Here is an 18110-nt window from a genome sequence, read left to right as displayed (position 1 = left end):
AGCTCCATGTCAAAGCAGCAGAGTTTGTTTGATGACGCCCCGGCGGAGTGGGAGTTGGACGCCCAATCGCAGCGGTTGGTGGCGACGGTTGTATTAGGTGAAGGGGCCACGGGGGAGTACGACTATCTGGTGCCTGAAGCACTGAGCGATCGAGAGCGGGGCGAGTATTTTCTGGAAGTCGGACGGCGGGTGCGGGTGCCGTTTGGGCGATCCAATCGCAAGGTAGTCGGCTACTGCGTAGCTTTGGAGACGAAGCTGGTCGATGCGGCGCGGCTTAAGTCGGTGGCGGAAGTGATCGATGCGCACGCGCTGTTGTCGCCGGCCATGCTACGGCTCACTCGGTGGATGGCTGACTATTATCTCTGCAAGTGGGGCGAGGTGCTCGAAGCGGTGGTGCCGGCGGGGGTGCGGCTGCTAGCGGGGACACGCAAGGTTACGCTGCTGGCTGTGCCGGAAGATGTGCGGGAAACGATGGGGCAGTTGAAACTTGGCTCGCCACAGCAGCGCAAAGCACTGGACTATCTGGCCGGCTGCGGAAGAACTTTGACAACAGCGCAATTGGCCGATGCGGTGGGATGCACAGCTGGCCCGATCAAGCAACTCTTGAAAAAGGGTTTGATTGAATCTCACGAGAAACGCGTGCGGTCGGGTGAGTTTGACGAGATCACCGCCGAGCGCGAGTCACCATTGGTTCTCAACGAAGATCAACAGCGGGCGTTTGACGCCATCAATGCGGCACTCGAATCGGGCGAAGCACGGGGGATGGTACTTTTTGGTGTGACGGGGAGCGGCAAGACCGAAGTCTATTTGCAGGCAATTGAGCGGGTGGTGGGTTACGGTCGGCAGGCGATTGTATTGGTGCCAGAGATTAGCTTGACGCCGCAAACGGTGCGGCGATTTCGTGCGCGGTTTGATGGGGTGGCCGTGCTGCATAGCCATCAGTCACACGTAGAACGTCATCGCGAATGGCAGCGGATCGCGCGTGGCGAGGTGCAGGTGGTTGTCGGGGCGCGCAGCGCGGTATTTGCTCCGACGCCGAACTTGGGTTTGATCGTTGTTGATGAGGAACATGAATCGTCGTTCAAGCAGGATAGCTCGCCCCGGTATCATGCGCGCGATGTGGCCTGGCAGCGGGCACAGGCCGAGGAGATCCCGTTGGTGCTCGGCAGCGCGACACCGTCGCTGGAGTCGTGGTACAAGACCGAGCAGAGCGAGTTCGCGCGGCTTGATCTGCCAAGCAGAGTGTCGAATCGACCCTTGCCGGATGTTGTGACGGTCGATCTGCGGGATTCGGCGCACACGAAATTCAGCCGTGGTGCAATCAGCCGACCTTTGCACCAAGCGATGGTTGCGGCACTGCGGGACCAAGGGCAGGTGATCCTGCTGCTGAATCGCCGTGGTTTTTCAACCCATGTGCAATGCCCAGCGTGTGGGTATGTGGCGGAGTGTCCGGCTTGTGAGATGTCACTCACTTTTCATCGTCAGGAGTCGATCCTGCGGTGCCACTATTGCGACTACCATGAGCCGCCACCGGTGAATTGTCCCGACTGCAAGTCGCCGGCGATTCGCTATGGTGGGATGGGGACGCAAAAGCTCGAAGCCGAAGTGCTTGCTCGGTTTCCAGAACACACCTGCGAGCGGATGGATACCGATAGCATGCGTAAGGCAGGTAGCCACCAGCAGGTGCTCGACAGATTCAGCAAGGGCGAGATTGACATTCTGCTGGGGACGCAGATGATCGCCAAGGGTTTGGACTTCCCGAACGTGACCTTGGTTGGCGTAATCAATGCCGACACGGCGTTGCACTTGCCAGACTTCCGTGCGGGGGAGCGTACCTTTCAATTGGTGGCTCAGGTGGCAGGTCGCACGGGGCGGGGTGAAAAGGGGGGACGTGTCTTAGTGCAAACTTTGAGCCCCGAGCACATGGCAATCCGCGCGGCAGTGCGGCATGATTTTGAAATGTTCGCCGAGGAAGATCTCACCACGCGGCGGCAGCTTGGCTATCCGCCATTCGGGTCGATGATTCGCATACTTGTGCGCGGGCCAGCGGAAGAAACTGCGCGGGCGGTTGCCGAGGGACTCGCCGAGCGATTGAAGCGAGAAGTGACCGGTGAAGAAGGGATAAGAATCATGGGCCCCGCGGCCGCAGCGATACCCAAACTGCGGGATCACTATCGTTTCCAAATTCAACTGCAAGCACCAACGCTCGATCCTCTGCGGAGTGCTGTCCAGAGAGCGACGACGCGATGGAAGGTGCCCGACGGGGTTTTTCTGGCAGTGGATGTAGATCCCTGGGATATGATGTGAGAATAGTGGTTGGAGGCTGGAGGTAAGAGGCTAGAGAGGACGTAATGCGTTGCACTTGGACGCGGTTCTGTTGATACCCTAGAATAAGTGCACTTATTTAAGTAGCTTGCCAGCCAATCGGGGTCGAGGACGACCCGGCTCACCCTAACCTCTAGCCTCCAGCCTCTAACCTCCTATTTCATGAGTTACCGCGGGTTCAAACGTGCGATTGGCGAAAGCAGCTTAGAGCGTAAGTGCCGGCTGTTGTTCGGCACGTGCTTATTGCCGCTGATCGCGGGAAGCTTTTGGTGGTATGGCAATCGGATGAATCAGATTGTCGAGGAACGTACTCGCTTTACGGGCGACGCTCTGGCGAAGGCAGTTCTGGTTGAGGCGCATTTCAAAAAACAAGAGGAAGATCCCGTCATTCAACGTGTCGACGAACGTATTACCGATATGCTGCGAAGTCCGAATGTTGCCTGGCAAATCTTGTTGCCTAAGAACGAACAAGGCCTGGGAAGTCCAGAAGAACAATTCGAGTATGATCTCTTGGCTCGTTGGGAGAAAATCGGGAAGAGTTTAGAAACCGATGCAGATATTGCTGCACTTGAGCCGCAATGGTATCAGCAGCTCGTAAAAGCCAAGGAATATGGTGCGGTCGTCGTTGAGCAAGAAGGAACGCAACCGGATATAGTCAATCAAGAGCGGTGGATCTATCAATATTACGAACCCGTCTTTGCGCAAAAAGGTTGTATCGATTGCCACAGTAAGCCGATCATGGATGTTTTCTGGCCACACTTAGAAGTTGGCGACTTGATGGCTGTTGTTAGAATTGAAACCGACGCGGCAGAGATCAAACGAGCGCAGCAAAACAATATCGCCTGGTTGATTGTGGCGGCGATCACCACGGTCTTCTTGTCCATGATGGCCCTCTACGCCATTGTGCGATACATCATCGTCAAGCCGCTGCGGCATCTGCGTGATGTGAGTGATGCGGTGCGCGGGGGAGATATCGAACAACGCGCCGTGATTCATACGGGGGATGAGTTTGAGGATCTGGGGGCTGCGTTCAATCGGATGTTGCGGCAACTGCTGCGGCAGCAGGACGAACTGCGTGAAGTCAATACCGAGCTCGACGAGAAGATCGATGAAATGGCCGAGGCCAACATGCGGCTCTTTGAGATGAATCAGGTGAAGAGCGATTTTCTCGCCACCGTGAGTCACGAACTCCGCACGCCGCTCAACAGCATTATCGGATTTAGCGATTTGCTCGTGTCGCTGGAGAAGCTTGAAGAGAAGGAAAAGCGCTATGCCGGCAACATTCAGCGATCGGGTCGGCAACTGCTGGATATGATCAATGACATTCTCGATCTGGCAAAGATCGAGAGCGGCAAGATGGAGCTGCGCCCCAGCGAGTTCAACATTGGTTCGGTCGTGGCCAACCAGTGCGACATGGCGCGGCCGTTGAGCGAGAAGAAGCATATCGAGTTGGACTGCCAAGTCGAAGCCTCCTTGCCACCGATGCAGCAGGATTGCAGCAAGGTGGAGCAAATCATCAACAACCTCTTGTCGAACGCGATCAAGTTTACTCCCGATGGGGGGCGGATCACGGTGAATGTGAAACGCGACCGACGGGGGGAACTTCGCCTGAGCGTGGCCGACACGGGGGTCGGGATCAGCGACTCGGAGCAGACCGTGATCTTTGAGAAGTTTCGCCAAGGTTCGAATGTGCTCGCCGGTGGCACAGCGATGACGCGCGAGTACTCCGGCACAGGTTTGGGATTGTCGATTGTCCGCGAATTGTGCCGTCTGCTAGGGGGTGAGATCACGGTGGAAAGCGAACTGGGCAAAGGGAGCGAGTTCACGGTCGTATTGCCGTGGAGAGTCGACGAGGAGCCGCCAAGCATTTCCTCGATTAGCGAAGAGTTGAAAGAATTAGAAAGACCGCGACTTGAGAAAGCGGTGAATAAGTAAGAAATCAGCCGCGGATGAACGCGGATTGAGCGGATATTCGCGGATCAGAATATTGTCATCGTAACAATCCGCGCGAATCAGCAAGATCAGTGTAAATCCGCGTCCCATTTCTTTTTCTCACATTGAATCCATTCTTAGCAAAACAACCATGATGCAACTTCCTCAAGTTCATTTGTATACCGATGGCGGCTGTAGCGGGAATCCGGGGCCCGGTGGGTGGGCGTTTATTCTGCGCCATCCTTCGACGGGCAAAGAGATGGAGCGCTCCGGCGGCGAGCGCGAGACGACCAACAACCGCATGGAGCTCACCGGCGTGATCGAGGGTTTGTCGGCACTGAAGAAACCTACACACGTGGAGTTGTTCACCGACAGTGTGTACGTCGGCAAAGGGATGAGCGAGTGGATGCCCAAGTGGAAGGCGAACGGCTGGCGCCGCAAAGAGGGGAAACGGTTTGTGCCGGTCAAGAACGAAGATCTGTGGAAACTGCTCGACGCTCAGTTGGCCCGGCATGAGGTGAAGTACACCCGCGTGGCGGGGCACAGCGGTCACGCCGAGAACGATCGCGTGGATGAGCTGGCGGTGGCAGCGTATCAGAAGTTTCTGAAATAGCGTTGAGATCCAGCAATAGCCGCGACGCAACGCGTCGCAGGTATTCCGATCCCTCCGGCGACTCGTCGAGTCGCGGTTATTCTTTTACAATAGGGGCATGAACGATGCCATAAAGCAAACCCTGCTTTCTCCCGTCGAATCGCTTCGCCATGTTGGGCGGGAGCGGGCTCGGCTGTTGGAGCGGATGGGAATTCGCACGGCAAGCGATCTGCTCTTTGATTTTCCCCGCGACTATCAAGACCTCTCAGACGAGCGGCCGATCGGAGAGCTTGAAGAAGACGAGTTGCAGAGTGTGCGCGGGACCGTGACCGAGATCGCCATAGCGAACAAGGGGTTTGGCAAGAGTCGTGTCTCGATCCTGGTGCAGGATGAGAGTGGCTCGCTGCGGGCAACTTGGTTCAATCAGCCGTTCATGTTTGGCAAGTTTCACGAAGGACAACAACTTCTACTCACCGCCAAGCCGAAGATGCGGGGGATGATGTGGGAGATGTCTCACCCACAGATCACCTGGTTGGCCGACGAAGAAGACCCACTTGCCGGTCGGAAGTTGTTGCCTGTCTATGCGCTGACCGAGGGATTGTCGCAGTACTACATGCGTCGAATGGCGTGGTCGGCGGTGGAAGAACTTGCCGAGGTGCCGGAAGAAGTGTTTCCGGAGGAGTTGCTGCGACGCTATGGAATTGCACCACTTGCCGAGGCAATTCGTGGGATCCACCAACCGGCGGATCAGGAAACCCTGGAACGCGCGCGGCGACGATTTATCTTTCAGGAACTGTTTGTGTTGCAGCTGGCCGTTTCGACGCGGCGGGCTTTGCAACGTTCGCTGCCAGCGCCACCTCTACCGGCGACCACCAAGGTTGATGCGCGTATTCGGCGGCTTCTGCCGTTTGAACTGACCGAGAGTCAGAACCGCGCGATTGCCGAGGTGAGTGCCGACATGGCTCTCGATCGCCCCATGAATCGCTTGCTGCAAGGGGATGTGGGTAGTGGCAAGACACTTGTGGCGTTGTACGCGATGCTGGTGGCGGTGGCTCATGGTAAACAGGCGGTGTTGATGGCCCCGACGGAAATTCTCGCTCGGCAACATGCCGACACGCTGGCCGGGATGTTGGAGGCAAGCCGTGTGCGATTCGCGGTGCTTGCCGGTGGGACTGCCAAGGGCGAGCGGGAGCAGATACTCGCCGAGATCGCCTCGGGAGAGATCAACGTGGTACTTGGCACGCACGCTGTGATCCAAGACTCGGTAAAATTTAAAGACCTGGGGCTGGTTGTGATCGACGAACAGCACAAGTTCGGTGTGAAGCAGCGGGCCGCCCTTCGGCAAGGTGACATGTCACCGCACTACCTGGTGATGACCGCCACGCCAATTCCGCGCACCGTGACGATGACTCTGTTTGGCGATCTGGATATTTCCACGTTGACGGAACTCCCCGGCGGGCGGCAACCGATCAATACTTATCTCGTCGAACCGGATCACCAGGCGCGGTGGTGGCAATTTGTGCGCGATCGACTACGAGAAGGGCGGCAGGCGTATGTCGTGGCACCGTTGGTGGATGAGTCAGAAACCATCTCGGCCCCCAGTGTCGCAGAGGCGTTTGAGCAGCTTACCAATGGCGAACTCGAAGCATTTCGCATGGCGTTGTTACACGGGAGAATGACGGCCGCCGACAAGCAGGAGACGATGGACCTGTTTCGCGACGGCGAGACCCAGGTGTTGGTGAGCACGTCGGTGATTGAGGTGGGGGTCGATGTGCCGAATGCTTCGGTGATGACCGTGGCTGGCGCGGAACGGTTTGGCTTAGCGCAACTGCATCAACTCCGAGGCCGCGTGGGACGTGGCAACCATGCGGGATTCTGCGGGGTGTTGGTCAGCGAAGAATTGAGCGAACAAGGCCGCGAGCGGTTGACGGCTTTTTCTAAGTCCACGGATGGTTTTGCACTGGCGGAGTTAGACTTCTCGATGCGCGGCCCCGGCGACCTGTTTGGGACGCAGCAGCACGGTTTGCCCCCATTGCGGTTGGCCGACTTGCAGCGGGATCGCGAAATACTCGAAGAAGCCCGTCGCGAAGCGCAGCTCTTGGTGAGTGAAGACCCTGGGCTGAAACATGCGGAGCATGAACGATTGCGCGAGCAGATGCTCAAGCGGTATGGCGAGGCGCTGGATATTAGTGATGTGGGGTAGGGAGCTTGAGAGTTGAGCGTTAAGAGTCGAGAGCCGAAATAGCCTCGACGCAACGCGTCGCAGGGAAGTCCGGCGACTCGTAGAGTCGCGGCTATCGTTGTAATTGCTTGGCAATGCGCACCAGATCCATGAACTCAGCGCGGTAGCCGTGGGGGTCGCGACTGCTGGCGGTGGAGGCGGTTTCTAGAACGGTGTCGTAGGTGGCGTTGCCGCTGTACTGGGAACTTCGGAGCAACATCCCGAAGCTGGCCACTGTGGAGGCGAACTTAAAGTCGTCACTCGCGTCGGCGAAGGATTCGCCCTTGTCGGTGATGGGGAACTCGATCTTCGTGCTCGTATCGGCGTCGGGGAGTTTGTAACGGAGTTTCAAAGTCAGCAATTCACCACTCGAATCTGAATCACTCGCTTGCGTCTTCGCGGTCTCCGCTAAGTCGGCGAGCGGCGGTTGGTACTTGAGCTCGTCAACGGCCGGCGTATCGACACGCTTCCCCGCGGGGATGATTTCGTAGAGCGCGGTCACTGTGTGCCCCGCACCGATTTCACCAGCGTCTTTCTTGTCGTCGTTGAAATCCTCGGTGCGCAACATGCGGTTCTCGTAACCAATCAGACGGTATCCGGCGACTTGGGCCGGGTTAAACTCAACTTGAATCTTCACGTCTTTCGCGATCGTCACCAGTGTGCCGACCATCTCTTCCACGAGAACCTTGCGGGCCTCGGTGAGATTGTCGACGTAGTGATAGTTGCCGTTCCCTTTGCCGCTGATCGCTTCCATCATCGCGTCGTTGAGATTGCCGCGACCGAAGCCAAGGACTGTGAGGAACACGCCGGACTCCTTCGCCTTCTGTTCGGCCATCCGCTCAAGGTCGGCGGTGTTAGTGACCCCCACGTTGAAATCGCCATCGGTGCAAAGGATCACGCGGTTGACGCCCCCTTTGATGAAATTGTCCTGGGCGGTTTTATAAGCAAGTTCGATGCCCGCCCCGCCAGCAGTGGAACCACCTGATCGCAATTGATCGAGCGCCGCGAGGATCGTCTGCTGTTGATCACCGCGGGTGCTCTCCAGCGCTAGTCTTTCGCTGGAGGCGTAGACCACGATGGCGACCTTGTCGTTCTCGCCCAACTCGCGAGTGAGGAGTTTCATGCCTTCAATCAAGAGCGGCAGCTTATTCGGATCATTCATCGACCCGGAGACATCGATCAGAAATACAAGGTTCGATTGAGGTCGTGCCTGGCGATCGATCTCACGGCCCTTGATGCCAATCCGCGCCAGTCGATGCTCGGCGTTCCAGGGACAGGCGGCGATTTCCATGTGGGCAGCAAAAGGACTGTCTTCGGTAGGCCCGGCGTAGTCGTAGTCAAAATAGTTGACCAGTTCCTCGATCCGCACGGCATCAGGCGGCGGCAGGCGACGGGATTGCTCAAGGAATTGCCGCACATTGGCATAGCTGGCCGTATCAACGTCGATCGAAAACGTGCTGACCGCGTCGCCACCCACGGCTTTGATAAAGGGGTTTTCGTTGATGCGGGTGTACTGGTCGCCCGAGGTGTCGGGGCCGGTGCCTTGCTGGGGAGGCAATCCCCACTCATTTAATTGTCGACCGAAGCTAGGTTTGAAACCAGCATCGCTGCTGAATCGTTGGCCGGCGCTTCGAATGCTTTCTCTCGCTGGGACTTTATTACCACTACCAGAGGCGTAGTACTGTACGTCGTCAGACAAGTAATAAGGACTGGGCATGGTCGGAGAGGAGGGGGATTCATTAGAACGAGAAGACCTGCCTAACCGCCTAATGCGTAGTTCTTGATTGATGCTTTTGTCACTTTCGCTTCCAGAACTTTCCTGCTTGGTTTGAGGTTTGGCCCGAGCGAATCCCAAATTAAAAGCGAATTCTTCTCCTTCCTGCGATGATGGTTCAGCATTTGCCTGCCCAGTAACATCCAACTTCCCCTGAGGTAGATGTAGTGAATCTCCAACTTCTGTATTCGGATGCTGGATAGGATTTCGTTGCTCGACTTGCTGCATCTCGCTACGTCGTGCCGTTTCGCGAGCCTCTTTGACCTCCGGCAAGAGTAAACCTACGACGACGCCACCAAGCGATACAGCGACGGCGAGGGTGATCCAAACTTTGGTGGTTGAGTTTGCTGTATTCATCGTCTCGGTTCCTTCTGCAAGAGTTACCTTCTCTGCCTGGTTTGAGTCAGCCGCGGCGAGGATACGATCGGTCAGATCGGGGGGCGTTTCGCCGCCGACCAGTTCGGCCAGGCCGCGGTCGATGAGAGTGTCGTGCCAGTCGTGTTGGTTCTTGTCGTTCATGGTGGTGCCCTGCGATGCGTTGCATCGCGGCTAGGGGTTTCTTTGTCGAGTGAAAATAGTAGCCGCGATGCAACGCATCGCTGGTCTTCAACTTTCAGTTCGCTTCTCGATACAGTTGCGTAGGACTTCTCGCGTGCGCCTTAGCAGCGTCTTCACGCCGTCGGGTTTCATACGCATCTCGTGTGCGAGTTCCTCGCGGCTGCGCCGGTCTCGGTAAAAACCATCAATCACCGCAAGGGCGCGGCCTTCGAGTTTTTCCAGGCAGTCAGCCAAGGCTGCGAACAAGCCGGCGGTTCCGGTATCGGGGACCAGGGTGCTCCAGACTTGTTCTGCGGTGGCAAGTTCGACGGTGTTGATTTGGTGTTTTTCCCGGCGGCGGGCCATCAGTAGTTGGTTGCGAGCCGCGGTTCGCAGGTACGCTGCCGTCTGGGGTGGGCTTTGTTCGATGAAGTTTGCTCGGGCGACGGCCAAAAAGGTTTCTTGCGTGAGATCGTCGGCGTCGCTGGGCGTGGCACCGAGGTAGCGAAGGTAACGCCAAATGTCGGCTTGGTGCTCGCGGACCAGTTGGGCTAGCTCGGTCGGGGCCAATTTGGCGTCTTTGCTGATCGGGGATTGGCTCATGACGGCTGACATGCCCCTATAGTGCAGGCTGGCGATGAAAAGGGTTCAGAGAAATGCGGAATTCGGATTGCGGAGTGCAGAATAGGCGGGAATTCTTATTCATTCCGCAATCCGAATTCCGCATTCGAATCATTCTGCCAGCATTTCATGCAACCGACTCAACGCCCGGGAGATCATCACTCGGGTCGCCCCGTCGGTTTTGCCAATCTTCTTGGCGATTTCTTTAGACGAGAGACCGACCAGATAGCGCAGTCGCAATGCCTCGCGCTGGTCTTCGGGGAGGGTATCCAGGGCGGCGAGCATGGCAATTTGTTTCTGGTCGCGGGAGAAAGCGGCGCTGGGGGTGGTCATGCTAGCGGCCAAGAGATCGCCCAAGCCGGCCGCCTCGCTACCGTCGGGGATGGCAGCTTCGCGACTGGCATCGCGTTTTTGGCTGGCAAAGAACTTGCGGTGGGCATCGATAACTTTCCGCTCGCAGATCTGAAAAAGCCAATGCAGCGGGTCCCAAGTCGAGAGGTCGGTGGTCGGCAGGATGCGAATCGCCTCGATGCTGGCTTCTTGGAGGATGTCCTCGGGCTCGATTTTTTTCTGCAGCTGCGAACCAATGCGACTGCGAATAAACGCCAAGAGCGAAGCCTCGTTCGTTTTTAGGAACTCTACGAGCGCATTTTCATCGCCGGTTCGCAGAGAGGCCAAAATTTGGGTATCATGATCGTTCATGTGAGGGAGTGAGTAAGTGAGTAGGTGAGTAGGTGTTCCATCTGTACCTACTCACTTACTCACCCACTCACCAGTGCGAGTATTGTTACTTCAAGAATGTTGAGGCGGAAACTGCTTTCTATTCCATCGCTATGACCACGCACCATTCTAGCCTATCGAAGCCAGCCGCCCAGAGCGATGAGGATCGTTGGGATCGGGTTGCTCGTGCTATTGATGCGTTGTCGGAGGCATGGGAGGCCCATTTCTCGCAGGGGGCGGCTGAACCGCGGCTGGCGGAGTTTTTGCCTAGCGAGGATGAGCAGTTCGTGAAATTGGTGCTCCCCGAGTTGGTGAAGCTCGATCTCGAATATCGCTGGCAATATGGTCGATCGCCCCTGAGGGTGGAGGAGTATGCTGCCGAGTTTCCTGTTTTGGGCACATCGGTAGAACTGCCAGTGGACTTGATCCACGAAGAATTGCAGGTGCGGATGCAAGCTGGGGATCGGGTGACTGAGGAGGAGATCCGCGAACGATTTCCCGAGCAGGCAACTTCACTCTGTGCACTCGTGGGGGGGATGGCGGTCTCGGGTTCGCCAACGTGTACCTATTACGGCTCAACTGTCAGGAGCGATGCCCTGAAAGGAAAAGGTGAGGGACCGTCGCAGCTTGAAGAGATTCCGCTTCGTTTTGAGGCGGGACAAACCGTCGATGATTTTCAACTTCTCACTGAACTGGGAAGCGGGGCATTCGCCCAAGTGTTTCTTGCCAGGCAGATGTCCATGGAGCGACTGGTCGCATTAAAGATTTCTAAACACACCGGCAGCGAACCGCAGACGCTTGCGCAGCTAGACCATCAGTACGTCGTGCGCGTGTTTGACCAACGGGCAAGTACTTCGCCGCCGGCGCGGCTGTTGTACATGGAAGTCATCCCCGGCGGCACGGTGTTCGACGTGGTGAAGCGGGTGCGTAGCACACCCCAGAAACAACGCACGGGGCAATTGCTACTGGATGTGGTGGACGAACATCTTGGGTCGAGTGGTACGGCCCGGCCTGATGGGTCTTCGCATCGGCACTGGCTGGAGGAAACCAGCTGGCCGCTGGTGGTCGCTCGCTTGGGAGCCCAGTTGGCCGAAGGGTTGGGATACGCGCACTCGCGCGGCGTACTGCATCGCGATATCAAGCCTGCCAATGTACTGTTGTCTCCCGAGGGATTGCCGAAGCTGGCGGATTTTAATGTGAGTTACAACGGCGGACGGGCCGACGAGGATCCGGCCGAGGCGTTTGGTGGATCGTTGGCCTACATGTCGCCGGAGCAATTGCAGGCGTGTCACCCAGTGTTGGGTGGTTCCCCTCAATTGGTGCGCGGGCAGAGTGATGTCTATTCGCTGGGAGTGATGCTGTGGGAACTATTGGTCGGTACGCGTCCCTTTGATGATGGGCCTTCCGACGGTGGGTCGCTAGCACATATTCAGCGGATGATTGATCGGCGGCACTACGCGGATTTCAATGCGATGCGTCAGGCGCTGCCGAGCGATTGCCCCGAGTCGCTGCGCAAAGTACTGATGAAATGCCTCGCCTCGCGGAAGGAAGAACGCTATCAGACGGCCGACGAAGTCGCTCGGGAGTTGCGGCTTTGTTTGGAACCGCGTTGCTGGAAGTTGTTGCAAGAACCGCGGAGCGCGATCGTCAAACTAATGCTGGCGCTGCCGATTCCGACGGTCGTGATCGCGGGGTTGTTGCCCAATGCCTTGGCTGGCCGTTTCAACCTGCTCTACAATCGCAGTCGGATTACTCCGGATTTGTCGGAGTGGTTCGAGACAGTGCAACTTTGGATCAACGGGATCGTCTTCCCACTCGGAGTGTTGGTGGGAGTGTGGGTGGTGCGGAAGATTGCCCGCCAACTGGATCGCACGAAACCTCAATTGTCCGCAGAGGGGGGGAAACAAGTACTATTCTTCGGCTGGTTTGTTTCACTGCTGACGCTGGGGATGTGGAGTGTCTCCGGTTTGGTCTTTCCGCTCGTGATGAACATGGGCGGAGAGATCGAGGGGGTCGTCGGCTTCTATTCGCATTTCTTTATGTCGTTGGCGCTTTGTGGAATCTCGGCGGCGGTGTTCCCTTATTTTATTCTGACGGCGTTGGCAGTGAGAGTTTACTTTCCCGCTATCGTGCGCAACGGCCTTGTGGCTGGGCCACGATGGCGTGATCTGCAGAAGCTCAAGAAACTTAATTTGATCCATTTGGCGCTGTCAGCACTTGTGCCCATGCTGGGAATTTTACTCGTGACCGCGTCGGGTGGTGATGACTCCCGGCGGTGGGCGCTGATGGTGGTGAGCGGTGTGGGAATCATCGGCTTCGCGGCGATGTTTATTCTCGAGCGATACATCGATTCGAATATCGCGGCGCTGGAGAAGATCGCGATCGAGACCCCGCGAGGAGTTTAGGGAACGAGGAAAGCGGAGTTCGGATTGAATTATGAGCGAGCCGGCCCGTCCCCGGGCCCGGCTTTCCTTGAGCCCGAGGCTTAGCCGGGCCCGAGGACGGGCCGGCTCGCTAGGTTTCTTTTTCATGTTGCAGGCGAGGCTCTTTGACGTCGCGTAAGAAAGCAACTTCAAACACTTCGTTGCCCCCCTCAACGAATTCCAGCAGCCCCTCTTGTTTGCCGGTGGATAGATTCACGAGTGCAACGCCAGCCGTTAGCTCCCCGTGGCGCGCGCGGACCGGGGGGGCGTCGAGGATGTGCTTGGGGCGGATTTTGGAGAGGCCCACGAGCGCGTATTTGCCAGTGAAGCATAACCCCCGCGTGAACCCTGGCAGTGCGCAGACTTCCTGACATTCGCTGCTGCTGGGATCGAATCGCGAGAGCGAGCCATGGCCCGAGTTGCACAACCACCATGCTCGTCGATAACGACGGGGCGAGTGGGGCATGCAGAGATTGCGCGCGACGATCTCGTTGCGAGCCACATCGATGAGTACGCCAGAAGTGAAACGGTCTTCTTTGCGCCAATCATTTTTTTCATCGGTCTCGCAGAAAGCGGTGGCCATGGCTGGTGAGCCTGCCTGCATTCCAAGGCCGTTCAAGTGGCAACGGTCTTGGGCGAACATCGTGGAAATAAATGGAGGTAGCCAACACTGGACAAACTGTTTGCGGTCGGAGACGCGAGCCAAGCAATTGAATCGGGTATTGGCGAAGTAAATGCCGCGACGACCGAAGGCAAGGTCGTGGGCATTCACTTTGCCTGTGTCGTAGGTTCGCTCGGGGATGAACTTGCCATCATCTTGCAGACGGAAGGTAAGGATCTGCTCGCGGACCGCAATGGCGAGTCGGCTGCCATTGCGGGCCATGCCCATCGGGCGGGCGAATTTATGGGCGTTGATAGCAAGCTTGCTGTCGGTGCTGCCAACCAGAACCAGCTTGCCAGAGGTGTAAGTGGTGATTGCCAGACTCCCGCCCGAGCGGTGCAGCCATGCAGCGAAGTTGCCCTGCAAGCGGCACTTGAGCGGTCGCTGGGGTATTTTTTCGTCAGCAGAATCTTCGCTTTGCTCTGTCATATACAACTTGTCTCTTCGCGAGTGTTCCTTGGAGTAACTGTTATAGGTTTTTTCTAGCCTCGACCGGAAGGTCAGAGGTTGGTTGCGAAACGACAGGGGAAGTCTTAATCTGATATTTCTCAAGATTGATCACGCGAAGCCGCCCGCCACGGCGGATCTGAGACAAGAGGCAGGAATAGGGAAAGAAAATGAAAGTATTACTGTGTGGTGGAGCGGGTTACGTCGGTTCGCATGCTGCCAAAGTGCTGATGCACGAAGGGCATGAGGTGTGGGTCTACGACAATCTTTCCGAGGGACATCGAGCGGCAGTGCCCGAGGGGAGGTTGATCGAGGGAGACTTGCACGACCGGCTGGCTTTAGAGAGAGCCCTGCGCGAAAAGCAAATCGAGGCGGTGATGCACTTTGCTGCTTCTTGCTACGTGGGGGTATCGGTCACCAACCCAGCGGAGTATTACCACAATAACGTCGTGGGGACACTCTCACTGTTGGAAGCGATGCGCTATGTGGGGGTAAAGCGAATTGTGTTTTCCAGTACCTGCGCGACCTATGGTGTCCCAGACGTTGTGCCAATCACCGAGGCCGAAAAGCAATCGCCGATCAATCCCTATGGATTTACCAAGCTGGTGATCGAGCACGCGTTGGCCGATTATAGCCATGCGTACGGGTGGGGCTATGCGGCGCTGCGGTACTTCAATGCCTCGGGGGCTGCAGCGGATGGTACGATCGGCGAGGATCACGATCCCGAGACGCATCTCATCCCGCTGGTTTTGGAAGTGGCGTTGGGAAAACGCAAGAACGTGAAAATCTTTGGGGACGATTATCCAACTCCTGACGGCACTTGCGTTCGCGATTATATCCACGTCGACGATCTGGCGGCGGCGCACTTGGCTGCGCTGGAGCAGCTTGAGGATGGAACTCAGCTTAAATTGAATCTCGGCACCGGCAGTGGGGCGAGTGTGTTGGAGGTGATCGAGGCTTGCCGCCACGTGACGGGTCATGCCATCCCGGCTGTGGTGGCCCCGCGCCGTGAAGGGGATCCGCCGGCGCTGGTAGCCGATGCCCGCGAGGCGAACCGGGTGCTCAACTGGCAACCGCAGCATAAAGAGATCGGGTCGATTGTGGAAAGTGCCTGGGGTTGGCACCAGAAACACCCGGAAGGGTATGGGGATTGATCGTACCAAGTTCTCACTTGCATCAATCTTAATGATTGAATTACCCTCTCTTGGGGCACATTACTTATTTCTGTTTCCAAAGCCCCTGGTAGCTTTGCAGATTCAGACGAACTGCTATAGTAGCCCATGGTTCATCTCTCGTGATCGATTCTTATCGCAAGGGTTCTCGCCATGGTTTCCGATCGTTTCTTTCTGTTTCGTCCACCAGTATTTCTATTCTTGAGTCTTGTGCTGGCGATCCTTGTCAGTGCCTTTTTATTTTGGTGGTTACCTCAGCCCTTCTCTGTAACCGCCTATATGCAAGTCGATAGCAACACCTCAAGCATGAAGTTTCTTAATCCGGAGCAACGGTTTTCGGAGAAAGAATTTGAGATTTTTAAGGAAACCCAACTAACTTTGCTGAAAAGTCAGTTTGTCTTGATGGCTGCACTCAATCGAGGCGATATTCGCGAGCTCAATGTTGTGGTGAAGAATCGTCCGGATGAGCTTACGTGGCTCCAGGATGAACTGCAGGCGTCCTTCCCAGGTGAGAGTAAGATACTCATGATCAGCTATGAGGGTAATGAAGACCCCGACGAAATGAAAAAAATCATCGATGCAGTCGTTGAGGCATACATGAATGAAATAGTAGCTGCAGACAGGATCGAAGAGTTTGAAGAGATGGCGGGACTTGACACGGTATTGAGGCAATTGGAGGTCGAACTTCGCAGCAAGCTAGAAAAGTATTACATGCTTGAACAGGAGCTTGAGAGCAACGCGACTGCAAACGAGGGAAAGCAGGATGATGTGAATGAAATTAGCTCTCGTTCTTCTAAGCCGAAGGGATTACGCAATGGTGAACTGAGGATGCTTGAGCAAGAAATCGATGAGCTCGAAGAACTTCGACGCGAACTATCGCTTTACCTACGAAGACTGAAGATCATGGACATGGACAATTCGAGCGTGGAAAGAATTAAAGTCATGCAAAACGCATTCAACACGGAGGAAATCGATCCCGACATGAGATATGGCATTATAGCGCTGGGCGGAGTTGGCACATTCGTTTTGGTATGCGTAATCTTGGCCTTGATGGGGAAGTGTTTTGGTACGCGGAGTGTGTGAGGAATAATTCTGGGGCGCTGCCAGCTAACTCCTCACACTGGTGCTGCTTGGTCGATTGATTGCACCGCTTCGGGACACGCTTCGGGGACGGCCAGCTCGCAGTCTGCGGGTTGCGGATGATGGATCTGTTCGATCACGCGCATCGTGCGCCATTTGCCGCTGATGAAACGGAGCAGGTAGGTAACCGCCAGGATCGTAAGCCAAAAGACAATGATTATCCAGCAGGCATAGACGTCCAGATGCAGCATCTCGACGGCGAGGTAGGTCAGTGCTGCCAAGGCGGTGGCCATGACGAGGCTCACGAACATTATGAAGCGGGTGTCGCCGGAACCCTTCAGCGCCGAAACGAAGATAATCTGGGTGGTGTCGAATGCATTGTAAGCCGCGACAAAGTAGAGCAGGGAGAGCGCCATCTGGTAGAGGTCGCTTTGGGTTTCGGTGCCTATAAACGACGACAAGAAGAGATCCGGCAGTGCGACGTAAAGCACCGTTAGAAGTGCCATGTAGGCCATGCCGATTTGGTAGGTGGTCCAAGTGGCGCGGTTGGCGAGGTCGTCGCGGTTTTCGCCCAGTCGTTGGCCGACGAGGATGCCAGCGCTCATGCCAAGGCCCCAAACGGGCATGAACGAGACCGTATTGATGCTGAAGGCCATGCTTGAGGCCATCGCCGGCATGTCGCCAAGTCTGCCCACCAGGATGATGAAGATGGTGAATCCGCTGATGTCGAGCAGCATCTGCATTCCGCCTGGTCCGCCGTAATAAACCAGCCGGCGGAGGAGTGGAAGTTCGATGCGCCAATTATCGGTGTGATAGGTTGCCCGATTGGACCTCTGCCATATCAGTGCAAAGAAAATAAAGGGTTTTACCCAGATGCCAACAACGGTTGCCCATGCGGCGCCAGCGATGCCCATCTCTGGACAACCGGCGTAGCCAAAGATCAACAAGTAGTCGAGAACCAAGTTGACAGCGGTGCCGAACAGATCAATGAGCATGTTGACCCACGTCATTCCTCGGCCGCTGTAGAAACAGGAGAACGACGTGGCCAGCACCATCCCTGGACCGCCGAAGCAGAGGATTTTGAAGTACCGAATCTCTTGCTCGGTCACATCGGGGCGATGCTTGGCGAGGGAGAATATCCAGGGCGCGAGTGGAATGGCTGCCAGCGCCAACGGCACGGATAACATGGCCAACCAATTGCCTTGCCAAACGACGGGGCCGATACGCTCGGGTTGTTCATCGCCGTGGTACTGCGAGACGAACGTACTTACATAGCCGCAGATACCTAAGAAGACGCAGAAGAGCGCAAACCAGAGGATACCGGCAGAAAACGCTGCCGTCATGGCAATGGGGGAGTAGTGGGCAAGCATTGCCCGATCGACGTAGGTCATTACGGTCCACGACATCGTGGAGACGACCAAAGGCAAGGCGACCTGAAGAACCTGGCGACCGCCGCATTCCCGGAGCCACCAGCGTTTGGGCCATGAGAGCGAATCGAGTTGTGTGGGTGTCGGGGGTATCACTACCGTAGGTGCCTGATTCTGTTTGCTGGAATAGGGAACCGTGATTCTAGTCGAATCGGGAGGGAAAGATATGGTGGGAGAT

At 56.4% G+C, this 18110-nt stretch carries 12 protein-coding genes; 7 read left to right on the top strand and 5 right to left on the bottom strand.

Annotated features, from left to right (window positions below):
• Nucleotides 1-6: 6 nt before the first annotated feature.
• The 4 genes from priA (at nucleotide 7) to recG (ending at nucleotide 7052) form a co-directional block, all read left to right on the top strand.
• Nucleotides 7-2307, top strand: coding sequence for a replication restart helicase PriA (gene priA / locus Pr1d_RS22005; protein WP_148075541.1), 2301 nt, complete (start codon nucleotides 7-9; stop codon nucleotides 2305-2307).
• A gap of 180 nt (nucleotides 2308-2487) precedes the next feature.
• Nucleotides 2488-4260 carry a sensor histidine kinase gene (locus Pr1d_RS22000; RefSeq protein ID WP_148075540.1) on the top strand — a complete coding sequence of 591 codons (1773 nt, stop codon included), beginning with the start codon at nucleotides 2488-2490 and terminating at the stop codon, nucleotides 4258-4260.
• A gap of 148 nt (nucleotides 4261-4408) precedes the next feature.
• Nucleotides 4409-4870 (top strand): ribonuclease HI, encoded by a 462-nt coding sequence (gene rnhA / locus Pr1d_RS21995; protein ID WP_148075539.1) that lies wholly within the window; start codon nucleotides 4409-4411, stop codon nucleotides 4868-4870.
• Between the two features lie 97 nt (nucleotides 4871-4967).
• A complete protein-coding gene (gene recG, locus Pr1d_RS21990) occupies nucleotides 4968-7052 on the top strand; it encodes an ATP-dependent DNA helicase RecG (RefSeq protein WP_148075538.1) in 2085 nt (694 codons plus the stop codon).
• Between the two features lie 91 nt (nucleotides 7053-7143).
• Here the strand turns inward: recG and Pr1d_RS21985 are convergent, their stop codons facing one another.
• From Pr1d_RS21985 to Pr1d_RS21975, 3 genes are all read right to left on the bottom strand, one after another.
• Nucleotides 7144-9363 (bottom strand): vWA domain-containing protein, encoded by a 2220-nt coding sequence (locus Pr1d_RS21985; protein WP_148075537.1) that lies wholly within the window; start codon nucleotides 9361-9363, stop codon nucleotides 7144-7146.
• Between the two features lie 87 nt (nucleotides 9364-9450).
• A complete protein-coding gene (locus Pr1d_RS21980; protein ID WP_168205414.1) occupies nucleotides 9451-9984 on the bottom strand; it encodes an RNA polymerase sigma factor in 534 nt (177 codons plus the stop codon).
• 129 nt (nucleotides 9985-10113) lie between these two features.
• Nucleotides 10114-10680, bottom strand: a complete 567-nt coding sequence (locus Pr1d_RS21975; protein ID WP_168205413.1) for a sigma-70 family RNA polymerase sigma factor — start codon at nucleotides 10678-10680, stop codon at nucleotides 10114-10116.
• A 56-nt stretch (nucleotides 10681-10736) separates the two neighbouring features.
• On the opposite strand from Pr1d_RS21975, the gene Pr1d_RS21970 reads away from it, so the two are divergent.
• Nucleotides 10737-13127 carry a serine/threonine-protein kinase gene (locus Pr1d_RS21970; RefSeq protein ID WP_148075534.1) on the top strand — a complete coding sequence of 797 codons (2391 nt, stop codon included), beginning with the start codon at nucleotides 10737-10739 and terminating at the stop codon, nucleotides 13125-13127.
• A 109-nt stretch (nucleotides 13128-13236) separates the two neighbouring features.
• Here the strand turns inward: Pr1d_RS21970 and Pr1d_RS21965 are convergent, their stop codons facing one another.
• Entirely contained in the window at nucleotides 13237-14235 is a 999-nt protein-coding gene (locus Pr1d_RS21965; RefSeq protein WP_148075533.1) for a TIGR03032 family protein, read from the bottom strand.
• Nucleotides 14236-14423: 188 nt separating this feature from the next.
• Here Pr1d_RS21965 and galE point away from each other — a divergent pair, with 188 nt between their 5' ends.
• On the top strand, nucleotides 14424-15407 hold the full coding sequence (galE, locus tag Pr1d_RS21960; protein ID WP_148075532.1) for a UDP-glucose 4-epimerase GalE: 984 nt from the start codon (nucleotides 14424-14426) through the stop codon (nucleotides 15405-15407).
• A gap of 171 nt (nucleotides 15408-15578) precedes the next feature.
• Nucleotides 15579-16508, top strand: a complete 930-nt coding sequence (locus Pr1d_RS21955; RefSeq protein ID WP_148075531.1) for a GumC domain-containing protein — start codon at nucleotides 15579-15581, stop codon at nucleotides 16506-16508.
• Between the two features lie 32 nt (nucleotides 16509-16540).
• Here Pr1d_RS21955 and Pr1d_RS21950 read toward each other — a convergent pair whose 3' ends face one another.
• The gene (locus Pr1d_RS21950) at nucleotides 16541-18028 is read right to left on the bottom strand and encodes an MATE family efflux transporter (RefSeq protein WP_148075530.1); all 1488 of its coding nucleotides are present in this window, start codon (nucleotides 18026-18028) and stop codon (nucleotides 16541-16543) included.
• Nucleotides 18029-18110 lie beyond the last annotated feature (82 nt).

The sequence above is a fragment of the Bythopirellula goksoeyrii genome, from assembly GCF_008065115.1.
GTDB classification, from domain to species: Bacteria; Planctomycetota; Planctomycetia; order Pirellulales; family Lacipirellulaceae; genus Bythopirellula; species Bythopirellula goksoeyrii.
This window is presented reverse-complemented; position numbering and strand designations above follow the sequence as displayed.